We start from the raw sequence: 24,517 nt of genomic DNA on the forward strand, positions 1-24,517 counted from the left end.
GCTACAGGTAGACAGGCAGGATTGAGGATAGCGAGCGGATGAAGCGTGCGTTGATCACGGGTGTCACCGGCCAGGACGGTGCTTATCTGTCCCAGTTCCTGCTTGGCCGCGGCTATGAGGTGTATGGCCTGCTGCGGCGCTCCGCGTCGTCCGATGTGGTGGCGGAACGGCTGCGCTGGCTCGGCATCCAGGGCGATGTCCAGCTGATCGACGGCAATCTGACCGACATGTCCTCGCTGATCCGCGCCTTGCAGGAGGTGAAGCCGGACGAGGTGTATAATCTCGGCGCGCAAAGCTTCGTGAAGGCCAGCTGGAACCAGCCCCTGCTGACCGGCGGCGTCACGGCACTGGGCGCGGGCAACCTGCTGGAGGCCGTGCGCCTGATCTGCCCGCAGGCCCGCTTCTACCAGGCCTCCTCCTCCGAGATGTACGGCAAGATCCAGGAGAAGGTGCAGGACGAGAACACTCCCTTCTACCCCCGCAGCCCCTATGCGGTGGCCAAGCTCTACGCCCATTGGCTGACGGTGAACTACCGCGAGAGCTTCGGCCTGCACGCCAGCAGCGGCATCCTGTTCAACCACGAGAGCCCGCTGCGCGGCATCGAGTTCGTGACCCGCAAGATCACGGACGGCGTGGCGCGCATCAAGCTGGGCAAGGCGACCGAGCTGCGGATGGGCAATCTGGAGGCCACCCGCGACTGGGGCCATGCGCGCGACTATGTGCAGGGCATGTGGCTGATGCTGCAGCAGGAGGAGCCGGACGACTATGTGCTGTGCACCGGCCGCACCACCTCCGTGCGGGATTTCTGCCGGATGGCCTTCGCGCATGTCGGGCTCGACTGGGAGCAGTACGTCATCACCGATGCCAGCTTCCTGCGCCCGGCCGAGGTCGATGTGCTGATCGGCAGCGCGGCCAAGGCGAAGCGGAAGCTGGGCTGGGTGCCCGAGACCAGCCTGGAGCAGATGGTGGCGGAGATGGTGGAAGCCGATCTCAAGCGCCACACCGACAGGCCCTAGGGCAGGATCGCCTTCAGGCTGCTGCGCACGACGGCGGCGAAGGGGCCGGGGGCCGCCAGCCCCTGCTCCAGCGCCGCATAGTCGGCCCGCGTCGTCACCTCCAGCACCGGCATGCCGAAGGCGCGGCACCAGCCCAGGATATCCGGGTTCGACAGGTCCGTGCCGCTGACCGCGCCCGGATGCGCACGTTCCTGATGGATGCGGATCGATCCGTAGGAACCGTTGTCGCTGACGATCAGCTTGATCGCCGCCCCCCGCGCCTGCGCCACGGCCAGTTCCTGGCCGGTCATCAGCAGCCCGCCATCGCCCACGGCGCAAATCACCTGCCGGCCCGGGAATCGCAGCGCGGCGGCCACCGCGCCCGGCATGCCGCAGCCCATGGCACCTGACTGGCTGGGCAGCAGCAATTGCCCGGGCTTCCACATCACCTTGCGGTAGAAGGGCGCGGCGAAGCTGCCCGCATCGACGCTGACGATGGCATCGGGCGCAGCCACGCGGCCGATCAACTGCGCGACCTCGGCGAAGGGCAGCCCGTCGGGCCAGTCGCGCGCGGGCACCTGGCAATCGGCCACATGCAGCGCGCGCAGCCGCGCATTCCAGGCCGCGCGGCCGGCGGGCGGCCTGGGCGCGGCGGGCATGGCGGCCAGCAGCGCATGGGCGTCGGCAGCCACGGCGATCTCGGCCGCGAAGCGCCAGTTCAGCCAGGAGGCATCAGGGCAGACATGGATCAGGCGCTGGCCGGGCGCGGGCCAGGAATAGCCCTGGGTCGTGATGTCCGTCAGCCGCGTGCCCAGCGCCAGCACGAGGTCCGCCTGCGCGAAGGCCTCGCGCTGGGCGTCGGGGTTCCGCAGCCCCAGGTCGCCCGCATACAGGGGATGGTCGTTGGGAAACAGCGACTGCCGGCGGAAGCTCACGGCCACCGGCACCTGCCAGGCCTCGGCAAAGGCCAGCAGCGCCGCCTGTCGCGCGCCCGTCACGTCCTCGAAGCCATGGCCGGCCAGGATGATGGGGCGTTCCGCGCGGGCCAAGGCCTCTGCGATGGGCGAGACGTCCGGCAGGCTGGGCAGCGGCGGGTTCCAGGCGGGCGCCTCGGCGGCGCAGGGCTCGGCGATCACTTCCTCGGGCAGCACCAGCACCACGGGGCCGGGCACGCCCTGCATGGCCATGGACCAGGCGCGGGCGATCAGCTCGGGCACTTCCTCGGGCCCATGCGCCTCACCCACCCATTTCGCGACGCCGCCGAACATGCGGTGGTAGTCGATCTCCTGGAAGGCACGGCGGCGCAGGTCCCGGGCCTCCACCTGGCCGATCAGCAGAATCAGCGGAACGGCATCCTGCTCGGCGGCATGCAGGCCGATGGCGGCGTTGCAGGCCCCGGGCCCGCGGGACACCAGCACCACGCCGGGCTTGCCGGAGAGCTTGGCATCGGCCATCGCGGAAAAGGCGGCGCCGCCCTCCTGGCGGCAGACCACCAGGTCGATCTGCTCCTCTTGCTCCGGGTGCAGCGCGTGCAGCAGGGCGATGTAGCTTTCCCCGGGGACGCACCAGGCGCGGCGCACCCCATGGCGGGAAAGGAATTGGACGATCCGGTCAGCGGCTGTTTTCGTGCTCATTGAGCGGCATGCTGGCCTGGAACGGTGCATGGGGCGAGCCCCCAACCCATGCGTGGCTTGCATGTAAGGTGCCCGGCCGGTTGATCAGACCGGCCGGGCGCGCGGCGCGCCCGGGGTAGTAGGGGGAGAGGCGCGCCGATCTGGTTCAGCGGACCGGAGAGCTGACCGCGGGGGTCAGGCTGTCCACCACGCGGCCGCCGTTGCGGGTCGTGATGTCCACCTCGATCGAGGCCACGCTGCGATAGTCGCGCGGCTGGCGATAGGTGCAGGCGTACTGCTCCGTGGTGCCGGGCTGGATCATGCAGTCCATGCCCGAGGCACGCAGCCGGCTGAGCAGCGCGGGTGCATCGGAGCCCTGCGGATGCATGCGGGCCAGGTCGCGCTCCAGCTGCCAGGTGCCCTGGCTGCTGCCGATGTCGATGTAGCGGTCGAAGGGCGCCTGCACCGGCCAGGGGCTCTGCCCGCCCGAGGCATAGGCGAAGACCGCGACGCCCAGGAACATGATGCCGAGCGTGGTCAGGGCCAGCTTCAGCGTGTTCATGATCTCACCTTGGCGGAACATGCTCATTCCTTTCCCTGTCATCGGGGCTTACAGCGACGCGAACTGGAAGCGCGGCGGCGGGGGCGGCGCGGGCTCAACCCGGACCGAGGGCCGGATGCCGCGCACCTGGGCACCTTCGGTCTCGACCACCGTCGTGACCCGGGCGACGCGCTGGAAGGCCAGCGGGCGGTTGAACACACAGGCGTAGTTGCCGGGCGCCGCCAGATCAGCCTGGCACTCGAAGCCCGAACGCGTCAGCCGGGCCAGCAGGCCGCCGGCATCGCTGCCCGCCGGGAACTGGGCGCTGAGTTCGGCCACCAGCCGGGCCTCGGTGTTGTCCAGGCCATGCGACATGAAGCGCTTGGCCTCGGGCTCCATCCGCACGGGCTCCAGCCCCCCGGTGATCGAGGCATAGGCGCCGAGCACCGAGAACATCATCGCGGCGGCGAAGCAGGCGTTGCGGAAGGTCCGCAGCGTGTCCATCGAAATCTTCATCATGGTATCTCCCCAGTCCATGAGCCGCGATCATTCGCGGTAAGGAAGAATTAACCGGGGAGCTGTCGGGCAGGGTGTCGGGTGATGTCGGGCTGTGTCCCTCGCCACCTCACCATGTCGTGAGAGGCGCTCACTGCGTCGTGATTCACGTCACGGATGTCATGGGGATTGTCGCCGGGGCGCGGAACCCGCGCGACACGACAAACCAAGCTGCTGATATTTATGGATTGTCGTGTCGCCGCAGGGGCGTCACATCGTGGTCTGGATGCTCGCGCGGGTCGTCACGGCGCGCACAATGCCGCGATCGGTGTCGAGTTTGGCCTCGAAGGTAATGAGACGTCGGTCAGGGTCGGGGATCCGCGCGGTGCAGGTCCAGGCCCCCACCGCCTCGGCCGGGGCGATGCAGGAAAACCCCATGGAGGACAGGCGCTGCACGGCGGGCCCCGGGTCCCCCCCGATGGGCGACAGCGCCAGAAGATCCTGGCGCAGCCGCTCGGGCGCCACGCGCTCACCCAGCCGCACCAGTTCCTGCAGGGGCGAGCGGCGGGTCTGGCTGGTCAGCAGATTGGCGACGAAGCCCAGCACGATGAGCATCATCACCGCCAGCAGCCCCGCGCGCCGCAGCGTGCCGGGCTGATAGCGCGACCCTCGGACGGGTGCGGTGTCGCCCGGCGCGGCCATCAGGCGGCCGCCATGCGCGGGTTGCGGATGAAGCGGCCGGGCGCCGCACCCGTCAGCCCCTCGGCGGTATAGGTCGTCTCGCCATTGGCCCAGACGCGCGCGATGCCGGCCGACGGGCGCTTCGGGTCCTCGAAGGTCGCGAGGTCGATCACCGTCGCGGGGTCGAACAGCACGAGGTCCGCGTAGCCGCCCGGGCGGATCGTGCCGCGATCGGGGATGCCGAACACGCTGGCGGTGCGGCCCGTCATCTTGTGGATGGCGGTCTCCAGGCTGAACAGCTGCAGCTCACGCGCATAATGGCCCAGCACGCGCGGGAAGGTGCCCCACAGGCGCGGATGCGGGAAATCATCATGCGGCAGGCCGTCGGAACCGATCATGCTGCGCGGGTGCTTCATGATGCGCCGCACGTCCGCCTCGTCCATCTGGAAGGTGATGGCGCCGGCGGGCAGCAGCTTCTCGGCCGCGGCCCGGCGCGTCATGCCCCAGTCGCGCGCCACGTCGTCCAGGTTGCGGCCGGACTGCTCGGGGTGCGGCACCGACCAGGTGACGATCACGGGCGTGTCCTGGCGCAGCTTGTCGGGCATCAGCACGGTGGAGCCGGCGGGATACGGGTACACGTCGAAGGCCACGGGCTGGTCCTGGGCCAGGCTGTCCATCAGCGCGAGGGTCTCGCGTGAGCGGCCGAAATTCTCGGGCATCGAGCACTTATGGTGGCTGATCACCACATCCACCGGCGCATCCACACCGACCTCGCGCCCGATGCGCAGGGTTTCGCGGATGCTGTCCAGCACATGGTCGGCCTCGTCGCGCATGTGCGTCATGTACATGCCGCCCACGTCGCGCAGCGCTTCACCCACCGCGATCACCTCATCGGTGGGGGCGGGGTTGTTGGGCGGGTAGTACAGGCCGGTGGAGAAGCCGGTGGCACCTTCCTTGAGCGCGCCGCGCAGGCGGTTCTGCATCTGCGCGATCTCGCGGTCGGTGGCGGGGCGGTACACGTCGTCGCCCATCGCCTCGACACGCAGTGACATGTGGCCGCAGAAGGCCACCGTGTTCACGTTGGTCGGGTTCTTCGTCAGCGCCTCGCCATATTCGGCGAAGCTGCCGTAGTGGAACCAGCTCTCGTCGCCCAGCAGGTCCATCGGCGGCGGCGGGCGCTTGCCCATGCGCAGGGGCGCGAGCGAGATGCCGCAATTGCCGACCACCACGGTGGTCACGCCCTGGCTCACCTTGCAGTGCATGCAGCTGGGCCCGCACAACACGGCGCGGTCGTCATGGGTATGGGCGTCGATGAAGCCCGGCGCGACCGCCAGGCCATTGGCCTGCACTTCCTCGGTGGCGGAAGCGGCGCCCAGGTCGCCCACCGCCACGATTCGGTCGTTGCTGACCGCGACGTCGCCCTGGAAACGGGGGGCGCCCGTGCCGTCGAAGACGGTCGCATCGCGGATGATGAGGTCGCAGCGGAAGCTCATGCCGGTAATCCCTGGTGCTCGGTCGGCGGAGAATGGCCCCGTGCCTGCCGGGCGGGAAGCCCGTGGGCGACGGTAAAGCGCGTGCTGCGACGCACCCTGCCGCATCCTTGGGCCCCCGCAGCGACAACGCGACCCCTGGATGCGCCCCGCGATAGTCCTTGAGCCCGGATGCGCGACGGGGCACATCTTGCGCAAGAAATCCGGAGGGAACCACGCCATGACCATCTCGCGCCGCCGCATGGCGCTGCTCGCGGCCCCTGCCCTGTTGCCGGTCTCGGCGCTGGGCCAGGAACAGGTGACGCTCAGGCTGCATCACTTCCTGCCCGCGGTCTCCAACGTGCATCGCCACTTCCTGCAGCCCTGGGCGCAGAAGGTGGCCGCCGATTCGCAGAACCGGCTGCGGGTGCAGATCTTCCCCGCCATGCAGTTGGGCGGCGCGCCGCCGCAGCTCTACGACCAGGCGCGCGACGGGGTGGTGGACATCGTCTGGACCCTGCCCGGCTATACCCCCGGCCGCTTCCCCCGGCTGGAGGCCTTCGAGCTGCCCTTCATCGGCCACCCCCGCGCGGCGGTGAATGTGCAGGCGGTGCAGAAGTTCAGCGAGGCCGCCGCCGCCGAGGAGCTGCGCGAAACCCATGTCATCGCGGCCTGGGGCCATGATGCGGGCGTGATCCACACCAAGCGCGAGGTGAAGCGGATGGAGGACCTGCAGGGCCTGCGCCTGCGCTTCCCCACCCGCCAGGCCGGCGAGGCGCTGCGGGCGCTGGGCGCCGCCCCCGTCGGCATGCCCGTGCCCCAGGTGCCGGAGGCCCTGGCCCAGGGCGTGATCGACGGCGCGGTGGTGCCTTGGGAGGTGGTGCCCAGCATCCGCCTGCATGAGGCCGTGCGCTTCCACACCGAGATCAACCACAACCCCACCTTCTACATCGCCACCATGCTGCTGGTGATGAACCGCGCGAAGTACGCGGGCCTGCCCGCCGACCTGCGCGCCATCCTGGATGCCAACAGCGGCATGGTGGCGGCGCGCATGGCCGCCCCCGCCTGGGATGTGGAGGGCCCGAAGGTGGAGGAGACCGCGCGCCGGCGCGGCAACACCATCTTCGAGCTGCCGGCCGAGGAATCCGCCCGCTGGGCGCAGGCCACCCAGCCCGTGCATCAGGCCTGGATCGGCGCCATGCGGGAACGCAACATCGACGGCGGCGCGCTGGTGGAACAGGCCAAGGCCCTGATCGCGGAATTCAGCCGCTGATGCAGGCGCTGGCGCGCTGGCTCGCGATCCTGGGCGGCGTCGTGCTGATCGCGGCCTCGGTGCTGACCGTGGTCTCGGGCCTGTCGCGCTGGTGGACCAGCCAGCCGGTGCGCGGCGACGTGGAACTGGTCTCCGTCGCGGCGGGCATCGCCGTGATGGCGGCCATGCCCTGGGGCACGGCGCGCGGCAGCCACATCATGGTGGACAGCTTCACCGGCTGGCTGCCGGCATCGGTCACGGGCTTCATCGACCGTTTCTGGCGCTTCATCTGGATCCAGGCCTTCGCCCTGCTGGCCTGGCGCATGGCGCTCGGCGCGCAGGAAGCGATCCGCAACGGTGAGCAGACGATGGGGTTGCTCGGCGTGCCCTATGGCTATGCGGTGGCCTTCGGGGCGTTCTGCTTCGGGCTGTCCGCGCTGCTGTCCTTCAAGGATTCCCAATAGTGGCGCCTGAATTCCTCACGGCCGCCTGGGGCTTCGCGGCCCTGCTGCTGCTGATCGCGCTGCGCTGCCCCATCGCGCTGGCCATGCTGGTGGTGGGGGCTGCGGGCTATGTGCATATCCTCGATCACTGGGCGCTGCTGAACTATCTGAAGCAATCGCCCTGGCACCTGTTCGCCAACTACACGCTCAGCGTCATTCCGCTGTTCATCCTGATGGGGGCCTTGGCCGAGCGCGGGGGTCTGGCGCGGGACCTGTTCACCGCGGCGCAGGTGCTGGTGGGGCGCAGGCCCGGCGGGATGCCGATGGGGGTGATCGCGGCCTCTGCAGCATTTGGGGCGGTGTGCGGTTCCTCGGTCGCCACCACCGCGACCTTCGCGCGCGCCGCCCTGCCCGAATTGCTGCGCACCGGCACCGCACCGGGCTTCGCCACCGCCACCATCGCGGCGGGCGGAACGCTCGGCATCCTGATCCCGCCCTCGGTGATCCTGGTCGTCTATGCCATCAGCACCGAGCAGAACATCGCCAAGCTGTTCATGGCCGCGGCCATACCGGGGCTGATCGCGACGGTGTTCTACCTGATCGCCGTGTGGCTGACGGCAAGGCTGCGCCCTGAACTGTCGCCCCCTGCCCCCGCCCTGTCGCCCACCGAGCGTTCGGCCGCGCTGCGTGCCGTGCTGCCGGTGCTGGGCATCGCGTTGCTCGTGGTGGGCGGGATCTATGGCGGGGTGTTCACGCCCACGGAATCGGCGGCCGTGGGCTGCGTGCTGGTGCTGGCCCTGGGCCTCGCCCGCCGTACCCTGCCCTGGCCCGAGATCCGCGCGGCGCTGCTCGCCACCGCCGAGACCACGGCGATGATCTTCGCCATCCTGCTGGGTGCGGAGGTGTTCAACGCCTTCCTCGCGCTCAGCCAGGCGCCCGACCTCCTGGCCGTCTGGGTGACGGAGCAGAACTTCCCCCCCTATGGCGTGATGGTGGCACTCCTCGTCACCTACCTGATCCTGGGTGCCGTGATGGACGAGCTGGCGATGATCCTGCTGACCCTGCCGGTGTTCTTCCCGGTCATCACCGCGCTGGACTTCGGCTTGCCGACCGAGGAGTTGGCGATCTGGTTCGGCATGCTGGTGCTGGTGGTGGTGGGTGTGGGGCTGACGGCCCCGCCAATCGGGCTCAACGTGTTCGTCGTCTCGGCCATCGCGCGGCAGGTGCCGATCTCGGCCACCTATCGCGGCGTGCTGCCCTTTCTGGCGATGGACCTCTTGCGGCTTGCCCTGGTGCTGGCCTTCCCTTCGCTTTCCCTGATCCTCGTGAGGTGGCTGACGTGAGTTTTCTGCGCATCAACGGTGCCGTGCTGCATGTCGAGGAAGCGGGGCCGCCGGGCGGCGTGCCGGTGCTGCTGATCCATAGCCTGGGGGCGGCCACCGCCATGTGGGCGCCGCAGATCGCGCTGCTTTCCCGCACGCATCGCGTTATCGCCATGGACCTGCCGGGGCATGGGTTGTCCGAGGCGCGGCCGGGCGAATACAGCATGGCCGGCCTCGCCGCCGATGCGCTGGGCGTGCTGGATGCGCTGGGTATCGCGGCCGCCCATGTCGCGGGCGTTTCCATCGGCGGGCGCATCGCGATGGAGATGGCCGCCACCGCCCCCGGCCGCGTGCTGTCGCTGATGCTGTGCGACACCGCACTCGACTTCCAGCCGCCCAGCCGCTGGGCGGGCCGGATCGAGGCGGTGCTGAAGGACGGCATGGCCCCCATCGTGGATGCCGTGGTGGCCAATTGGGCGGTCGATCAGACCCTGGCCTCCACCGCCGGGCTACGCGCCATGGTGGGGCGCACCAACCCGCTGGGCTATGCCGGCTGCGCGGCGGCGCTGCGCGACTGCGCCGCCCCGGGGCACATTCATCTGCCCACCACCGTCATTTGCGGCGAGCAGGACCCCTCCACGCCGCCCGCCCGCAGCGAGGAGATCGTGGCGCATATCCCCGGTGCCACGCTGGTGCTGATCGAGGGTGCGGCGCACATCCCCAACCTGGAACGCGCGGATGCGATGAACCGCGCGCTGATGGCGCATCTGACGGCCCTCGCGCCCAAGGGGCCGGAGGCGGGCATGGCCGTGCGCCGCGCCGTGCTGGGCGATGCGCATGTCGATCGCTCCGAAGCCAACATGACGGAAGTGGACCTGCCCTTCCGCGAGCTGATCCTGGAAGGCGTGTGGGGGCGGGTCTGGACCCGGCCGGGCCTGTCGCGCCACCAGCGCAGCCTGATCACCCTGACGATGCTGGCGGCCCTTGGCCTGGATGAGGAATTCCGCCTTCATGTCCGCGCCACCGCCAATACCGGCGTGACGCGCGAGGAAGTGGCCGAGGCGATGCTGCATGTTGCGAGCTATGCGGGCATCCCGCGCGGCAACCACGCGCTGAAGATCGTGAAGGAGATGCTGGGATGAGCTTCCGCCCGATCCCGCCCGGGGTGTTCCCGCCCATGGACCTGCCGAGCTACGGCAGCACCCACAAGCGCCACCCGGACCAGGCGCCGGTCCGCATCCCGCACACGCTGACCGAGACCTCGGCACCGCGCTTCACCTCCTCGGCCTATCCCGAGCATCTGGACATGTCCCGCCACAACGGGCGCGAGGCGATGGGCGAGCGCATCATCATCGCGGGCCGCGTGACCGACGAGGATGGCCGCCCGCAGCCCGGCGTGATGCTGGAGGTGTGGCAGGCCAATGCCGCAGGCCGCTACCAGCTGGACCGCGACCAGCACGACGCGCCGCTCGACCCGAATTTCTCCGGCCAGGCGCGGGTTTTCACCGATGCGGACGGGAATTGGTCGATCACCACCATCCGCCCCGGTGCCTATCCCTGGCGCAACCACCACAACGCCTGGCGGCCGGTGCATGTGCATTTCGGCCTGCACGGGGCGGGCTTCGCCCAGCGGCTGGTGACGCAGATGTATTTTCCGGGCGACCCGCTCCTGGCGCTGGACCCCATCTATCAGGGCGTGCCCGAGGGCGCCCGCGAGAGGCTGGTCGCGAAGTTCGACCTGGACGTGACCAGGCCCGAATATGCGCTGGGCTACCGCTTCGACATGGTGCTGCGCGGCAGGCTGGCCACGCCGATGGAGAACCCGGCATGATCACCGCCTCCCAGACCTCCGGCCCGTTCTGGCACCTGATCGACTTTCCGGAATGGGCCGACCTGCTGCGCGCCGGCGGGCCGAATGACGGCGTGGCGGGCAGCCGCATCACCCTGACCGGCACCGTGACCGACGGCGACGGCGCCGTCTGCCCGGACGCGATGATCGAGATCTGGCAGGCCGGCCCCGATGGCGCCTATGAGGCCGGCTTCCATGGCTTCGGCCGCTGCGCGACGGATGCCCAGGGGCGGTTCCGCTTCGCCACCCTGAAGCCCGGACCGGTGCCCGGCCCCGGCAACTCCCTCCAGGCCCCGCACATCACGCTGGCCATCTTCGCCCGCGGGCTGATGCACCACCTGACCACCCGCGCCTATTTCGCGGGCGAGGCCCTGAACGAGACCGACCCCATCCTGGCCCTGGTGCCTGAGGGCCGGCGCGGCACGCTGATCGCGCGCGAGGCCTCGCCCGGCCATTGGAACCTCGACATCCGCCTGCAGGGCGACCACGAAACCGTATTCCTGGATATCTGACCGCATGACCGTGAATCCCGCCGACGCCCCGGTGCTGGGCGCCCTCTATGGTTCCGACGCGATGCGCGCCGCGATGGGCGAGCGCGCCTTCCTGGCCCGCATGCTGGATGTCGAGGTGGGCCTCGCCCGCGCCCAGGCGCGGCTGAACATCATCCCCGCCGAGGCCGCCGAGGCCATCGCGGTGGCCGCCGACGTGGACAAGCTGGACCTGCCGGCGCTGGCCGCCGCCACCCGCAACACCGGCTATCCGGTGGTGGGGCTGGTGAAGCAGCTCTCCGCCCTGGCCGGGCCCGACGCCGGGCGCTGGACCCATTGGGGTGCCACGACGCAGGACATCATGGACAGCGCCATCGTGCTGCAGATGCGCCAGGGCCTGGCGCTGATCCGCATGGACTTGGTCTATCTCAACACCGCGCTGGCGGGCCTCGCGCAGCGCTGGCGCGACACGCCGATGGCCGGCCGCACCCATCTGCAGCACGCCCTGCCCGTCACCTTCGGCTACAAGGCGGCGGTGTGGCTCTCGCCGCTGATCTCGATGAAGGAACGGCTGGACCAGCTGCGCCCGCGCGTGGAGCGCCTGCAGTTCGGCGGCGCCGCCGGCACGCTGGCCAGCCTCGGCGACCAGGCGCTGATGGTGCAGGAGGAGCTGGGCCGTGAGCTGGGCCTGCCGGTGCCCGACATCACCTGGCATGTCGCCCGCGACGGCTTCACGGAGGCGGTGAACTTCCTCGGCCTGCTGACCGGGTCCCTGGCCAAGATCGCACTGGACGTGATGCTGATGAGCCAGACCGAGCTGGGCGAGGTCTCGGAGGCCCATGCCCCCGGGCGCGGCGGCAGCTCCACCATGCCGCAGAAGCGCAACCCGATTTCCTGCGAATACGTCCAGGCCCAGGCGCGCGGCGTGCAGGCGCTGGCCGGGCAGATGATGGGCGCCATGGCGCAGGATTTCGAGCGCGGCACCGGCAATTGGCAGACCGAGCTTCTGGCCATCGGCCAGGCCTTCAACCTGACCCATGGCGCGCTGCAGGCCAGCCGCGACATCATCGAGGGGCTGGTGGTCGACCCCGCGCGGATGGCCAGGAACCTGGACGCCACCCACGGGCTGATCGTGGGCGAGCAGGTGATGATGGGGCTGGCCCCGGTGCTGGGGCGCGGCACGGCGCACCACCTGGTGAACCACGCCTGCGACAAGGCGCTGGCCGAGGGCCGCCCGCTGGCCGAGGTGCTGCTGGCGGAACCCGCGGTCGCCACCAGCATGACACCAGAGGCGGTACTGCGCCTGACCGACCCCAAGACCTATCTGGGGCAGTGCGGGGCGTTCGTGGATAAGGTGCTGGCGCGGCTGGCGGGGTGAAGGGCGTCATGGCTCGCGGGTGGCTGCTGTGCGCGGTGCTGCTGGCATCCGCCTGCTCGAACCTCGTCGAGCCCCGCATTCCCGAGCCATGGGTGGCCCCGGCAGAAGTCGCTGCAGAGTATGGCGGCACGCCATCGCTCCTCGCCATCTCGCCGGATGGCAGCCGGCTGGCGATCGCGATCCGCACGCTGATTTCAGGTGGAGAGGACCATTGGAGTTCTTCGGTCGCAGTTGTCGATGCCGACAGCGGCCGCATCCTCGTGCGCACCTCGGCGGAGCCTGGTCAGATCGACTCCATGGCCATTTCGGCCGACAACGGCCGGCTGCTTCTATCGAGACGGTGCAATCCCTACCCAAACCCATCCTGCGCGTCGGCGGCCGAGTATGATGTGAACAGCGGGCAGGTGATAACCCGTCATCAGCTTCCCATCCTCGGAAGCTCTGAAGTCGGCTTTTCGGCCAACGGACGGCCGTTGGTCCTGTTTCATGGCTATATGCTCTCGTACGCGACGCTGCACGCGTTGAACGGCAATCATCCAACGCGGGTTGGTACGTGGTCCGGTTATCAGGTTAACCGCGTCAGTTTCGGCGGGTTCGATAGCAACGGCTCGGTACGTATTATTACGGATACTGGCCAGATGATCCTGGATCCCGAAGCCAGGCCGAGTACCAGCCGCCCCCCGTCCCCCGGCGTGCCCAGACTGGGCAACGCGGTCCCGGCAATCGGCACTCCCCGGCCCTACCTTCAGTTTGCGACGAGATCGGCAGAAGGTTGGGAGAATGGGCCGCCCTACATCAACCTGGCCGACGAGGTTGCACACGTCAGATACACGCCGATCGGGATGCCGGCCCGCGTCATTGAGTTGCCCGACAATGTGCAGGTCATGTCTCATGCCATGACCATCGACGGACACCGTGCCGCTTATATCGGGGCACCAGCCGGCGCATCGCCTGCACTGTATATGATGGAGTTGGCGGGCGGGTCGGCGCCTGTCATTCGGCGCCTGCAGTCCCTCTCGGAACTGCGCCTGGGTCGCACGGCCCTGAATGCGCGTTTCGAAGCCACAGACCTTCTTGCCAGGCTTCACGCGGCCACGTTGCGAGGTGTCGCCGTGAATCCTGCGCGGATGCTTGCCTTGTTGGGGCTGCGGTCAGCCGGACTTCCAGCGCCGCGGGGCCATCCCGGCCGCGAGTGGTTGACGGGCGAGCTTTCTCCCACCGGATACCTCGCCTATGCCGGCAGCGGCCGCGGCCATGGTCTTGAGAGGTTTGCCGTCGCGCTCCTGCTCGGCCCCAATATCGGCCCCTGCATCACTGCGGACGCCGTCAGTGACCTGTTTGGTGTGCCTGATCCAGACCGCTTTATGCCGCGGTGGAGAACGTTCCGTCAGGCACGAAACGAGATGGAATATCGCTACGGTAACGGCGCCTGGATACGATTCACCTTCGGTCATCAATCCTGCGTCCTGGGCGTTGAGCTCGGCCGAGCCTTCTCGGCCGAACTGGCAAGCCAGGCACGCCTTCAACCATGAAGCACCGCAGGCGCACGGCTGACCGTGCGCCTGCCATTCTTGAACACATGCAGCACCGGCGCCACGGTCCGGATCGCCTCGATCTCGCTTACCGCATCCAGCACCACCAGATCGGCCGGCCCGCCCACTGCCACGCCGAAATCCTCCTGCCGCAGGATCTTCGCGCCATTCCCGCCTGACATCTCCCAGATCTGCGCGATCTCGTCGTCGCGCCCGCGCTGAATGATGTTGGCGTACAGGTTGGCCATGCGGATCATCTGCCCGTCGCCCAGCGGGGTGAACGGGTTCAGGATGTTGTTGCTGGCAATGTTGCACAGCACGCCGGCGTCCATCAGCGCATTGGCGTCGGCCACGCTGCGCGGCACATTGTGGTCCTTGTGCCGCCCGCCCAGGAACAGGTCGGTGGCCGGCAGCACGGTCAGCGCCACGCCAGCGTCCTTCAGCCGCTGCGCGGCCTTCAGCACCTCGGCGGGCGGGATGGTGGACAGCTTGCTGACATGGCCGATGGTCACGCGGCCGCCATAGCCGAACTTCTCCGCCAGGTCGCAGACCAGCCACAGATCCAGGTGATCGGCCGAGGCACCGCTGTCCAGGTGCATGTCGATGTCCACGTCGAACTCGCGCGCCATCTCGAACACGCGGTGGATCTGCGCCGCCGGGTCGCTGTCATAGCTGGGGGCGGCGCCGACCACGGTCGCGCCGTTCCTCAGCGCCTGCACCATCAGCTCATCGGTGCCGGGGTAGTTGGTCAGCCCCTCCTGCGGCATCACGCAGATCTCGAGGTCGATGGCCCAGGCATAGCGGCGCTTCACCTCCAGGATGCCTTCGATGGCCCGCATGCCGAGCTTGGGGTCCACCTCCACATGGCTGCGCATGCGGGTGCAGCCATGGCTGATGCACTTCTCCAGCGTGCGGCTCGCGCGTTCGGTCACGTCCTCGACCGTGAAACTCGGCTTGACGGCGGAAACCCGCTCCATCGCGCCATGCGGGAAGCGCTGCGCCTCACAGGCGCAGCGGTCCAGGATGCAGGTCTTGTCCAGGTGGATATGGGTCTCGACGAAGCCGGGGCCCACGATGCGGCCGCCGGCCTGCACCACCTCGGCGGCGGCACCGCCCAGTTGCGGCGCGATGGCCGCGATGCGGCCCTTGCTCACGCCTATATCCATCGCCGGTGCATCAGGCGCGGAATTGGGCAGGCGCACTTCGCGCAGCAGCAGGTCGAAGTCCATTCCGGGGCGCTCCTGTGATTGTCTGACATTATACTGGACCCAGCCCAGCCCGCGCGAAAGCCGCCGATCAAGGCAGTTCGCCGGGCCCTACGTCCAGGACTGGAGAACACCTGTGCATCCTGCCCAGCCCGCAAGCATCGCCCGCCGAACCCTGCTGGGGTCCATGCTGGCCACCCCCGCGCTGGCGCAGGCCAACTGGCCCGACCGCCCGATCCGCTGGATCATCAACTTCCCGCCCGGCGGCGCTGCGGACATCCTCAGCCGTATCCTGGCCGAGCATTTCGGCGCCCGCTTCGGCCAGCCCATCGTGGTGGAGAACCGGCCCGGCGCCGGCGGCATGGTGGGGGCGGACATCGTGGCCAAGGCGCGCGGGGATGCGCATACGGTTATGATCTCCTCCGCCTCCTCGCATGGGATCGGGCCCGTGCTGTATCGCAGCGTGCCCTATGACCCGCTGGCGGATTTCACCCATGTGCATCTGGTGGGCAGCTTCCCGTCGGTGCTGGCGGTGAACGGCAGCTCTCCCATCCAGGATTTCGCGGGCTTCATGGCCGCCGCCCGGCCGGGCGGCATGACCTATGCCACCGGCGGCAACGGCACGATGAACCATCTGGTGGGCCAGTTGCTGAAGCAGGAAGGCCGCGTCGAGCTGACCCATGTGCCCTATCGCGGTTCCGCCGCCGCCATGACGGATGTGATGGCGGGCCAGGTGCCTGCGGTGATGGAGAGCCTGCCCACCGCCATGGGCCATTTCCGCGGCGGCCGGCTGAAGCCCATCGCGCAGTCCGAGGAAGCCCGCGACTCCACCCTGCCCGAGGTGCCGACCTTCCGGGAACTGGGCCTGCCCGGCGTGACCAGCAGCAACTGGTTCGGCTTCAGCATCGCGTCAGGCGTGCCGGCCGCGGTGGTGGAGCGCTGGGAGGGCGCGATGAAGGAGGCGCTGGCCGCCCCCATGGTGCAGCAGCGCTTCGCGGCCATCGGCGTGCGCCCCGGCACGCTGGGCCCCGCTGCCTACACCGCGCTCATCACCTCGGAGCTGGACCGCTGGCGCCAGGTGATCCGGGCCAACAACATCCAGGCCGACTGAGCACGCAAAAAAAGACCGCCCCATGGGTCTTAGGGGCGGCCTTCAAGTCCAAGGTTGAGGAAGGCAAAGCTGCCAGGCGGTCAAATCCGGCCTGACAGCGGGAATCTGGCGCGCCAGGAGACGGTTTCAAGAGGCCGTCACACGCGCTCCAGAATAGAGACATAATTGGCGACCGCGGCACCGCCCATGTTGAACACGCCCGCCACATCGGCGCGCGGCAACTGCATGTCGCCCGCCTCTCCGCACAGCTGCATCGCGGTGATCGCGTGCATGGAAACCCCGGTGGCCCCGATCGGGTGGCCCTTGGATTTCAGCCCGCCGGAGCGGTTGAGCGGAAGGCGTCCGCCCTTCGCGGTCACGCCCTCCAGCACCGGCCGCGCGCCCTGCCCTTCGGGCGCCAGGCCCATCGCCTCGCCGATCAGCAATTCCGCGATGGTGAAGCAGTCATGCACCTCGGCGAAGGACAGGTCGCCGAGCGCGAGCCCCGCCGCCGAGAGCGCCCGCGCCCAGGCCTCACGCGGGCCCTCGAAGCGGATGATGTCGCGGCTGGCCATGGGCAGGAAGTCCTGCACATGGGCGGTGGCGCGGAAGCGCACGGCACGCGGCGCGCCCTCCGCCGCATCGCCCGAGGCAATGACCAGCGCCGCCGCCCCGTCGCTGACCAGGGAGCAGTCCGTGCGCTTCAAGGGCGGGGCGACGAAGGGATTCTTCTCGCTCTCGGCACGGCAGAAGGCGAAGCCCAGATCCTTGCGCATCTGCGCATAGGGGTTGTCGACGCCATTGGCGTGGTTCTTGGCGGCGATGGTGGCCAGCGCGTCGGACTGGTCGCCATGGCGCTGGAAATAGGCATCGGCGATGCGGCCGAACACGCCCGCGAAGCCGCCCGTGATGTCGCTCTCCTGCTTCATGTAGCTGGCCTTGAGCAGGATCTCCCCGATCTCGGGGCCGGGTGTGGAGGTCATCTTCTCCACCCCCACCACCAGCACGCGCTTTCCGCGCCGCGCGCCCAGGAAATCCAGCGCGCCATGAATGGCGGCGCTGCCGGTGGCGCAGGCATTCTCATAGCGGGTGACGGGGCGGAAGCGCAGTTCCGGCACCGCCTGCAGAACCAGGGAGGCGGTGAAGTCCTGCTTCTGGAAGCCGCCGTTGAAATGGCCGAGGAACACCGCGTCGATGTCGCCGGGCTCCAGCCCCGCATGCTCGATGGCCTGGCGCGCGACGAGGCCGATCAGCGCCTCGGTATCGGGCGCCTCCTCCAGCCGGCCGAAGCGGCTGTGGGCCCAGCCCACGATGCAGGGATTATCCGCCGAATGGTCCATTTCTTCATTCCTCCCATACATTCCGGCCCGGAACGCCTTGTAACCTCATGCGCGCGGTAGCGAATCAGTGGTGCTTGCATCACTTTACAGCGATGGTTGCAGGCGGCAGGGGATTTGCTCGCGACCAGACGCCCGTTTCCTGGAGCCGGAGCCCGCACCGGGCGCGGCCATGGTGCAACGGTGCGGCGCAGGAGAAAAGGTTTAGATGCGGATGGCGGGGGACCCGCAGGGGCTGACGGAGGGTGATTCCTCCCGCACCGGAAGGGATGGGGCCGGCCGCCGCTTCCTGAGCCGCGCGACGCTGCTGCTCGCCAGCCTGCTGGGCGCCACCCTCATCATCTTCACCTGGTCCACCACGCTGGATTATCTGCGCGGCGAGAACGGCCAGCAGAACGCGCAGGCCGAATCAGAAGTGCTGGCCGCCGCACGCGCGGGGCGTGATGCCATTCCCCGCGCGCTGGAGCCGGCGGACCGCGCACTGGCATTGCTGCAGCAGCGCGCGGGCGCCCTGGGCCGCGGCGACCGCCGCGAGGCCGACGTGCTGGAGCAGACCCTGTCCAACCTGGCGCGCCGTGCCCAGGACGGCATCCGCGCCCTGGCCGTGACCGACGCGCAGGGCAACGTCACCTGGCAGGCGGGCTCCCCCATGCCGGGCTGGCTCGGCAATGCGGAAAACGTGCTCGCCCACCGATACGGCCGCATGGCCCCGGTGCTGTCCCGCCCCGGCGCCTCCCAGGCCGGCCTCGTCATCTCCTATCCCATCCTGGGCCTCGGCGGGCGCTTCGACGGCGTGGCCCTCGCGCTGCTGGAGCCGACCCGGCTGGGCCAGGCCCTGCCCGCGGCGCAGGGCAACGGAGACCCCCAGACCCTGCTGTTCCACAATGACGGCAGCCTGCTGGCCCGCGGTCGGAACGCCCAGGTCACCGGTGAACTGTCCAGGCTCGATCCCGGACTGATGCCGGAACCCGCCGCCGGTGGTGTCGGGGAGCGGGTACTGACCCGGATATTCCCCGGAACCGACCGCAGGGCCAGCTACGCCTCGGCACAGGTTCCCGGATACGACCTGATTGTTCTCGCGATGCTGGAGGCGCCCGTCGGGGGCGCCTTCTCGCGTGGGGCGCTGGTCGTCATCGGCCTGGCGGGCGCCATCACCTGCTTCGCCGTACTGGGCCTGCTGTGGGTGTTCGGCCGCGCCTTCCGCCAGACGGGCCGCCCCGACCAGGCGCTGGACGAGGAAGCGCCGAACCCGGCCCCGATGCGCCAGCACGCCGAGCATGGCCGCAAGCCCGTCATCCCCGCCCGCACCGCCGCCGCGCTGATCGAGGCCTTGCCCGCCGGGGCCTATGCGGCGCGCGTGCTGTATTCGGGCGGCGGCGCCGAGGTGCATATCACCGCCGTGAACCCGGCCATCCGCGAGATCACCGGCTGGGACCCCGCGCATTTCCAGGACAGCGAGCAGTGGAACCGCAGCATCGACTGGAGCAGCTATCCGGCCGGTGAACCGCTGCTGGAGCGACTGGCGGACTCCGCCGGCACCGCCGAGGAAGCGATCGTCGAATACCGGCTGCGCCGCCCCGACGGCAGCTGGATGTGGCTGCGCGACGTGGCGCGCATCGTGGCCCGCCACGGCACCACCGTGGACCTGCTGGGCTGCCTGACCGACGTGACGCGTGAGCGCGAACTCTCGGCCCAGGCCGACAGCGCGAGCCGTGTGGCCGCGCGCGGCGCCATGGCGGCGGGGCTGGCCCATGAGCTGAACCAGCCGCTGGCCGTCATGTCGCTGGCCGCCGAGAACGCGCTGGACGCGCTGGAGGAAGGGGCCGCCGGCATCCCGGAAGCGCTGGCCAGGCTGCGCCGCATCGCCACCCAGGCCGAGCGCGCCAAGGCCATCGCCGCCCAGCTGCGCAGCTTCGCCCGGCTGGAGGCCGCGGTGCTGGAGCCCGTTTCCCTGCCGCATGCCGTGCAGGGCGCGCTCAGCCTCGTCTCGGGCAACCTCAAGGACGCGAATGTCGAGGTGGAGGTGAAGCTGCCGCCCTCCCTGCCCGCCGTGCGCGGCCAGAAGGTGCTGGTGGAACAGGTGCTGATGAACCTGTGCCTGAACGCCAAGGATGCGATGCTGTCGCGTGAGGGTGTCGCGCACCGGCTGATCATCACCGCCGAGCCCGGCTTCGAGCCGCATGAGATCAGGCTGATCATCCGCGATACCGGCACGGGCCTGCCGCCCGAGGTGCTGGAGCGTGTCTTCGACCCCTTCTTCTCGACCAAGCCCGCCACGAAGGGGACCGGGCTGGGGCTGCCGCTGTGCAGGTCGATCATGCTGCGCTTCGGCGGCGGCATCTCACTGGACAACCGCCCGGGCGGCGGCGGGGCCGAGGCCATCCTGACCTTCCAGCGCGCCCGCCCGCCCAGCAGCGAGACGCCCGAGCCCTCTCCCATCCTGCGCACCGTCAAGTAGAGCCGGTCAAATAGACCGGCCCCGCCGCGGCATCTCCCGGACAGGGAGGCGCGACGGGGCCGGAGCCGCCGGGGGGGCGAACTGGTGGGGATGGGTTAGGCGGCGTTGCCGAAGCCGGTGAACACGTAGCCGAGCTGGCGCACCGTCGCGATGCAGCCCTCACCCATGTCCGGCGCCAGCTTCTGGCGCAGGTGCAGGATGGCGTTGTCCACCGAACGGTCACCCGGGCGCCAGGTGCGGCGGAAGACCATGCGGGTCAGATCCTCGCGTGAGCGGACCTCGCCGGGCTTGGAGGCCAGGGCCACCAGCGTGTCGAATTCCGCCGTGGTCAGGCGCACGACGCTGCCGTCGGGGCGATAGACGCGGCGTTCGCTGGGCACCACGCGCCAGCCGGTGCTTTCCATCACCGGGGCGCTCGGCGCCATCAGGGGTGCCGCGGGCACCGTGTTGGCCACCAGAGGCTGCGGCGCGGGCGCCACGGCTGCCGGGGCCGGCATGTTGGCGGGCCTGGGCGGCGCGCTGCGCAGGCGCGCCCGCAGCCGGGCCACCAGCTCACGGCCCGAGACCGGCTTCAGCACGAAGTCATCGGCACCCAGCTCCAGCCCCAGCACGCGGTCGGTTTCCTCGCGGTTGCCGGTGTGGATCAGGATCGGCGCCTGGGTCAGCCCGCGCAGCGTCGGCAGCAGCGGCAGCGTGTCCACCGGGCCGAAGCGCTGGTCGAGCACGATGGCGTCCACGCTGCGCGTGGTCAGCACCTTCATGCAGTCGGCGAAGCTGTTCACCGGAACGGGCTGCAGACCATAGCGCGACAGATAGTCGCAGATCTCGTCCGTCAGCTCGGTCTCGTCGTCGGCGACGAGAATGACCGGGCCGATCGCCGCGTCATTGGCGGCGGCAGGTGCGTCATTACCGGTCAGGGCGACCGGCGCCTGCTGCTGGGCAGCAGACATTTGTAGCGAAACCATCCCTCTATCCCCCAGAGGTTAAGATCCCGGATGAAGTTCACTGTTACTGCTCCGGCCCCCCAGCCATCGCGGTAACAATCTTCAACGACATGTGAGCTGTCGTGTCGCGGACTATCAACAAAACACGGCACCACCCGCAACCCGATTTCAGCCATCACTGTGTCGGGAAGCGCATTTTGTGGGTTTTTTCAGGAAGGCCCCGGAATGCTTCTTCAAGTGATTTCTCAAGAGACGGGTAGTGCCAGATGAATATCGTTCCGAAGAAAACGGGGTTTTCCAAGCCGATACCGGCGCTTGTTTCCACCAACGTGAAGCACCCGATCCTGCGTCGCGATCTCTCCGTCCTGGTGCTGGACAGCGAGGTGGACGTGCTGGACGAGGTGGCGGCCCTGCTCCGCCGCCGCGATGTGACCGTCCATCTCGCCACCTCGACCCATGAGGCGGCGGAGCTGCTGCAGGATCACCCCGACATCGGCGTGGTGCTGGCCGACATCACGATGCTGGAGGGCGAGGGCCTGCACATCGCCGCCGACATCCTGAACGGGGTGGGCCCCGCGATCGAACTGGTGCTGATCTGCTCCAGCTTCGCGCATGACGAGCGCTCGCCGGCGATGATGTCCCAGATGGGCCTGCTGCAGGAGCCGCTGAAGCTGCGCGACGTGGCGATCAGCGTGGGCCGCGGCCTGGCCCGTGCCGCCTCCCGGCGTCAGCTGCCGGGCTCGATGAGCCTGTCAGCCTTCGACCGGCACTGAGAGGCCGGCCTCGGTCGCCACGGCATGCAGCGGCATGTCGTGCGCGCCGACCGGCACGCTCTCCACCTGCTGCCCGGCATAGGCGACGCCGATACGGCGCGCATGCCCTGCCCGCGCCAGGGTACGGTCGTAATAGCCGCCGCCGTAGCCCAGCCGGTAGCCGCGCGCATCGAAGGCCAGCAGCGGCACCAGGAACCAGTCCGGTTCGCCCGCCGCGCCATGGGCCGGGAAATGCGTGCCGAAGCGCCCTGCCTCCATCACCGCGCCGGGATGCCATTCGCGGAACTCCAGCGGCTGGCCGCGCGGCGTGGTGCGCGGCAGCAGGATGGTGCATCCGCGCGCATGCAGCGCCTGCATCAGCGGGCGGATGTCGATCTCCTCGCCCATCGGCCAGAAGCCGCCGACGCGCGCGCCCGGCGGCGGCGGCATGCGGTGCAGCAGCGCCCGGGCCAGCGCCTCTCCGGCGCCCGCCGATACCAGGGATGGCCGCAGGGCCAGCATGCGCTCGCGCATCGCCTGCTTGGCGGCCTTCAGCGCCGGGTCATCCATGATCGAACCTGTATGGAAAAGCGCGAAGCCAACCAGCCGCTGGCGTGTGCATGCTCCCGATGGCCCTGTCCAAGACAAGGTGGGCGCCGGAATACCAGGACCACGGTCCTGATAGAGCCAGCTCCCGGGAGATGCTGGTAGGCCCCGGGCATGTCTTGCCTGGCGTGATGGCCAGCCTCGCGGGGAATGACTTAAGGGCGCTCGAGGCTCGTTGCAATGCCCTCGATCCGCTCGGCGATGCGGGCCAGGCGTTCGGCCAGGCGCGGATCGGCCGTGGGCGCGGGCACCGGGGGCGGTTCGCCGTTCTCGCGCCGCATCATGTCGATCTTCAGGTCGCCCAGTTCATCGGCCAGCAGCAGCGCCACATGCAGCAGCATCCGCGCCTCGCTGAACTGGCCGCCCATCTGGCGGATCAGCCCCACCTTGGCGTCGATGCTGGCCACGAGGTCGCGCACATGCTGCTCCTCGCCGTCCTTGCAGCCGATGGTGTGGGTGTAGCCGTTCACCCGGACGGTTACCTGACCCATGGGCTAGCCCTCATCCTCGTTGTCCTGGCCCATCAGGGCCTGGCGCAGCTGTGCCATGGCGGCATCCAGCCGCGCGGAAAGTGCCGCCACCTCGGCGCGCGGCACGCTGTCGGCCGCGGCCTGGGCGGCGGCGGCCTGCATCGCTGCCAGGCGGCCCTCGATGGCCCCCACCAGCTTCTCCACCGCGATCTCAAGCCGCTGGGCGGCCTGGAAGGCAGGATCGGTCGTCATCTCCACCGTGCGGCCCCCCTTGGCGTAAAGTGTCGTAACGTGTCACGAGGGTTCGCATGCGCGAAAGCCCCGTGCAAGGCCCACCCGCCGTCACCGTCCATGGCATGGACCATGTGCGGGCCGTCCTGCAACTCCAAAGGCCTGCGACGCTGCTCTCAGCGGGCGCTGCAGCATCGGCGATCGGCGCGCCCGGCTTCCTGGCGATGCTGCGTGCCGGCGGCTGGGATGGGCGGCTGCCCGCCATTCTGGACTGCGGCACGGCCCCGGGCCACGCGCTGGGCGCGCTGCTGGCGGGCGTGCCGCAGGTGGTGCTGGCCCCCTGCCCCGCCCGGGCCGGGCTGATGGCGCTGCATCCGGGTCGCATATTGGCCGAGGCGCCGCCCAGCCTGGACATGGCGACGTGGAATCCGCGCCGGGGCACGGGCTGGATCGAAGCCTGGCTCGCGAATCGGGGCGGCTGATTCCCTCTTTCCCCCCGGCCCCCGGGGCGCTATCCCGCGCAACTTCGATCGGTGGGGCTTGCGGCGTTGCGTATTCTTTTCCTGGGCGATGTGGTGGGCCGGTCCGGCCGGGATGCGCTGACGGCGCGCCTGCCGGAGCTGCGCACGGCGCTGCGCGCCGACCTGGTGGTGGTGAACGGCGAGAATGCGAGCCACGGCTTCGGCCTCGCGCCCGACATGGCGCGCGCCTTCTTCACCGCGGGCGCGGATGTCGTCACCCTCGGCAACCATTCCTGGGACCGCAAGGAGATCATCCCCTGGATCGACCAGGAACCCCGGGTGATCCGCCCCGCCAATTACCCGCCGGGCACGCCCGGCAAGGGCAGCTTCGTCGCCGTGCTGGACGACGGCCGCAAGGTGCTGGTGGTGAATGTGCTGGGCCGGCTGTTCATGGAACCGGTGGACGACCCCTTCCGCGCCGTGCAGGCCGAGGTGCAGGCCCATCCGCTGGGCCGCGCCGTCCAGGCCGCCATCATCGACGTGCATGCCGAGGCCAGCAGCGAGAAGGCCGCCATGGGCCACAGCTTCGACGGGCTGGTCAGCCTGGTGGTGGGCACCCACACCCATACCCCCAGCGCCGACCACCAGATCCTGGCCGGCGGCACCGCCTTCCAGTCCGATGCCGGCATGTGCGGCGACTATGACAGCGTGATCGGCATGCAGAAGGCGCCTGCCTCCATGCGGTTCTGGCGCAAGGTGCCGGCCGAGAAGCTGGCCCCGGCCGAGGGCGAGGCCACGCTGTGCGGCATCTTCGTGGTGACCGATGACGCGACGGGCCTGGCCACCGGCGTGGCACCGCTGCGCCTCGGCGGGCGGCTGTCGCAGGCGATGCCCGCGATCTGATC

General features: G+C 69.5%; 25 protein-coding genes and 1 other RNA gene. 14 read left to right on the top strand and 12 right to left on the bottom strand.

All coding sequences use genetic code 11. From position 1 onward, the window contains the following. The first annotated feature begins 38 nt into the window (after window positions 1-38). Window positions 39-1,016 (top strand): GDP-mannose 4,6-dehydratase, encoded by a 978-nt coding sequence (gene gmd / locus EOD42_RS14655; RefSeq protein WP_127788276.1) that lies wholly within the window; start codon window positions 39-41, stop codon window positions 1,014-1,016. Here gmd and EOD42_RS14660 read toward each other — a convergent pair. The 5 genes from EOD42_RS14660 to EOD42_RS14680 all read right to left on the bottom strand — a co-directional run bounded on the left by EOD42_RS14660 (window position 1,013) and on the right by EOD42_RS14680 (window position 5,818). Next, the gene (locus tag EOD42_RS14660) at window positions 1,013-2,629 is read right to left on the bottom strand and encodes a thiamine pyrophosphate-binding protein (RefSeq protein ID WP_127788277.1); all 1,617 of its coding nucleotides are present in this window, start codon (window positions 2,627-2,629) and stop codon (window positions 1,013-1,015) included. The genes gmd and EOD42_RS14660 overlap by 4 nt on opposite strands. Before the next feature lie 145 nt (window positions 2,630-2,774). Continuing rightward, window positions 2,775-3,191 carry a hypothetical protein gene (locus EOD42_RS14665; protein ID WP_127788278.1) on the bottom strand — a complete coding sequence of 139 codons (417 nt, stop codon included), beginning with the start codon at window positions 3,189-3,191 and terminating at the stop codon, window positions 2,775-2,777. A 27-nt stretch (window positions 3,192-3,218) separates the two neighbouring features. Further along, entirely contained in the window at window positions 3,219-3,668 is a 450-nt protein-coding gene (locus EOD42_RS14670; RefSeq protein WP_127788279.1) for a hypothetical protein, read from the bottom strand. A gap of 246 nt (window positions 3,669-3,914) precedes the next feature. After that, on the bottom strand, window positions 3,915-4,346 hold the full coding sequence (locus EOD42_RS14675) for a hypothetical protein (RefSeq protein ID WP_127788280.1): 432 nt from the start codon (window positions 4,344-4,346) through the stop codon (window positions 3,915-3,917). Next, window positions 4,346-5,818 (bottom strand): N-acyl-D-amino-acid deacylase family protein, encoded by a 1,473-nt coding sequence (locus EOD42_RS14680; RefSeq protein ID WP_127788281.1) that lies wholly within the window; start codon window positions 5,816-5,818, stop codon window positions 4,346-4,348. Before EOD42_RS14680 ends, EOD42_RS14675 begins: the two co-directional genes overlap by 1 nt. Window positions 5,819-6,035: 217 nt before the next feature. On the opposite strand from EOD42_RS14680, the gene EOD42_RS14685 reads away from it, so the two are divergent. From EOD42_RS14685 to EOD42_RS14720, 8 genes are read left to right on the top strand one after another with little or no spacing between them, the layout of a single operon-like run. Continuing rightward, window positions 6,036-7,067 (top strand): TRAP transporter substrate-binding protein, encoded by a 1,032-nt coding sequence (locus tag EOD42_RS14685; protein WP_127788282.1) that lies wholly within the window; start codon window positions 6,036-6,038, stop codon window positions 7,065-7,067. Further along, window positions 7,067-7,510 carry a TRAP transporter small permease gene (locus EOD42_RS14690; protein WP_127788283.1) on the top strand — a complete coding sequence of 148 codons (444 nt, stop codon included), beginning with the start codon at window positions 7,067-7,069 and terminating at the stop codon, window positions 7,508-7,510. The genes EOD42_RS14685 and EOD42_RS14690 overlap by 1 nt, the downstream gene beginning before the upstream one ends. Next, a complete protein-coding gene (locus EOD42_RS14695) occupies window positions 7,510-8,832 on the top strand; it encodes a TRAP transporter large permease (protein WP_127788284.1) in 1,323 nt (440 codons plus the stop codon). Before EOD42_RS14690 ends, EOD42_RS14695 begins: the two co-directional genes overlap by 1 nt. Beyond that, on the top strand, window positions 8,820-9,953 hold the full coding sequence (pcaDC, locus tag EOD42_RS14700; RefSeq protein WP_240655164.1) for a bifunctional 3-oxoadipate enol-lactonase/4-carboxymuconolactone decarboxylase PcaDC: 1,134 nt from the start codon (window positions 8,820-8,822) through the stop codon (window positions 9,951-9,953). Before EOD42_RS14695 ends, pcaDC begins: the two co-directional genes overlap by 13 nt. Then, window positions 9,950-10,642 carry a protocatechuate 3,4-dioxygenase subunit beta gene (gene pcaH / locus EOD42_RS14705; RefSeq protein WP_127788286.1) on the top strand — a complete coding sequence of 231 codons (693 nt, stop codon included), beginning with the start codon at window positions 9,950-9,952 and terminating at the stop codon, window positions 10,640-10,642. Before pcaDC ends, pcaH begins: the two co-directional genes overlap by 4 nt. Beyond that, the gene (pcaG, locus tag EOD42_RS14710; RefSeq protein WP_127788287.1) at window positions 10,639-11,172 is read left to right on the top strand and encodes a protocatechuate 3,4-dioxygenase subunit alpha; all 534 of its coding nucleotides are present in this window, start codon (window positions 10,639-10,641) and stop codon (window positions 11,170-11,172) included. The genes pcaH and pcaG overlap by 4 nt, the downstream gene beginning before the upstream one ends. A gap of 4 nt (window positions 11,173-11,176) precedes the next feature. Next, window positions 11,177-12,526 carry a class-II fumarase/aspartase family protein gene (locus tag EOD42_RS14715; protein WP_127788288.1) on the top strand — a complete coding sequence of 450 codons (1,350 nt, stop codon included), beginning with the start codon at window positions 11,177-11,179 and terminating at the stop codon, window positions 12,524-12,526. Between the two features lie 35 nt (window positions 12,527-12,561). Then, window positions 12,562-14,058 carry a WD40 repeat domain-containing protein gene (locus tag EOD42_RS14720; protein ID WP_127788289.1) on the top strand — a complete coding sequence of 499 codons (1,497 nt, stop codon included), beginning with the start codon at window positions 12,562-12,564 and terminating at the stop codon, window positions 14,056-14,058. On the opposite strand, the gene EOD42_RS14725 is transcribed toward EOD42_RS14720, so the two are convergent. After that, a complete protein-coding gene (locus tag EOD42_RS14725) occupies window positions 14,049-15,287 on the bottom strand; it encodes an amidohydrolase family protein (RefSeq protein ID WP_127788290.1) in 1,239 nt (412 codons plus the stop codon). The two genes, EOD42_RS14720 and EOD42_RS14725, sit on opposite strands and share 10 nt — an antisense overlap. A gap of 112 nt (window positions 15,288-15,399) precedes the next feature. Between EOD42_RS14725 and EOD42_RS14730 the strand changes: the two genes are divergently transcribed. Further along, window positions 15,400-16,374 carry a Bug family tripartite tricarboxylate transporter substrate binding protein gene (locus tag EOD42_RS14730; RefSeq protein WP_240655165.1) on the top strand — a complete coding sequence of 325 codons (975 nt, stop codon included), beginning with the start codon at window positions 15,400-15,402 and terminating at the stop codon, window positions 16,372-16,374. A gap of 137 nt (window positions 16,375-16,511) precedes the next feature. On the opposite strand, the gene EOD42_RS14735 is transcribed toward EOD42_RS14730, so the two are convergent. Beyond that, complete coding sequence (locus tag EOD42_RS14735) at window positions 16,512-17,693, bottom strand: acetyl-CoA acetyltransferase (protein ID WP_127788292.1); 1,182 nt, start codon at window positions 17,691-17,693, stop codon at window positions 16,512-16,514. Window positions 17,694-17,898: 205 nt separating this feature from the next. Here EOD42_RS14735 and EOD42_RS14740 point away from each other — a divergent pair, with 205 nt between their 5' ends. Then, window positions 17,899-20,148, top strand: a complete 2,250-nt coding sequence (locus EOD42_RS14740; RefSeq protein WP_127788293.1) for an ATP-binding protein — start codon at window positions 17,899-17,901, stop codon at window positions 20,146-20,148. A gap of 95 nt (window positions 20,149-20,243) precedes the next feature. Here EOD42_RS14740 and EOD42_RS14745 read toward each other — a convergent pair whose 3' ends face one another. After that, window positions 20,244-21,098, bottom strand: coding sequence for a response regulator transcription factor (locus EOD42_RS14745; RefSeq protein ID WP_164867948.1), 855 nt, complete (start codon window positions 21,096-21,098; stop codon window positions 20,244-20,246). A gap of 323 nt (window positions 21,099-21,421) precedes the next feature. On the opposite strand from EOD42_RS14745, the gene EOD42_RS14750 reads away from it, so the two are divergent. Next, window positions 21,422-21,865 (top strand): DNA-binding transcriptional response regulator, encoded by a 444-nt coding sequence (locus tag EOD42_RS14750; protein ID WP_164867949.1) that lies wholly within the window; start codon window positions 21,422-21,424, stop codon window positions 21,863-21,865. On the opposite strand, the gene EOD42_RS14755 is transcribed toward EOD42_RS14750, so the two are convergent. The 4 genes from EOD42_RS14755 to EOD42_RS14765 form a co-directional block, all read right to left on the bottom strand. Continuing rightward, window positions 21,845-22,414, bottom strand: a complete 570-nt coding sequence (locus tag EOD42_RS14755) for a 5-formyltetrahydrofolate cyclo-ligase (protein ID WP_206020358.1) — start codon at window positions 22,412-22,414, stop codon at window positions 21,845-21,847. The two genes, EOD42_RS14750 and EOD42_RS14755, sit on opposite strands and share 21 nt — an antisense overlap. 21 nt (window positions 22,415-22,435) lie before the next feature. Continuing rightward, window positions 22,436-22,595: non-coding RNA, 6S RNA (gene ssrS, locus EOD42_RS26730), on the bottom strand. 10 nt (window positions 22,596-22,605) lie between these two features. After that, window positions 22,606-22,941, bottom strand: coding sequence for a cell division protein ZapA (locus tag EOD42_RS14760; protein WP_127788296.1), 336 nt, complete (start codon window positions 22,939-22,941; stop codon window positions 22,606-22,608). 3 nt (window positions 22,942-22,944) lie between these two features. After that, window positions 22,945-23,172 carry a hypothetical protein gene (locus EOD42_RS14765; protein WP_127788297.1) on the bottom strand — a complete coding sequence of 76 codons (228 nt, stop codon included), beginning with the start codon at window positions 23,170-23,172 and terminating at the stop codon, window positions 22,945-22,947. Window positions 23,173-23,228: 56 nt separating this feature from the next. On the opposite strand from EOD42_RS14765, the gene EOD42_RS14770 reads away from it, so the two are divergent. After that, window positions 23,229-23,633 carry a hypothetical protein gene (locus tag EOD42_RS14770; RefSeq protein ID WP_127788298.1) on the top strand — a complete coding sequence of 135 codons (405 nt, stop codon included), beginning with the start codon at window positions 23,229-23,231 and terminating at the stop codon, window positions 23,631-23,633. Window positions 23,634-23,699: 66 nt separating this feature from the next. Beyond that, window positions 23,700-24,515, top strand: a complete 816-nt coding sequence (locus tag EOD42_RS14775; protein WP_127788299.1) for a TIGR00282 family metallophosphoesterase — start codon at window positions 23,700-23,702, stop codon at window positions 24,513-24,515. The last annotated feature ends 2 nt before the right edge of the window (window positions 24,516-24,517 follow it).

The organism is Rhodovarius crocodyli, from assembly GCF_004005855.1.
Lineage (GTDB): Bacteria > Pseudomonadota > Alphaproteobacteria > Acetobacterales > Acetobacteraceae > Rhodovarius > Rhodovarius crocodyli.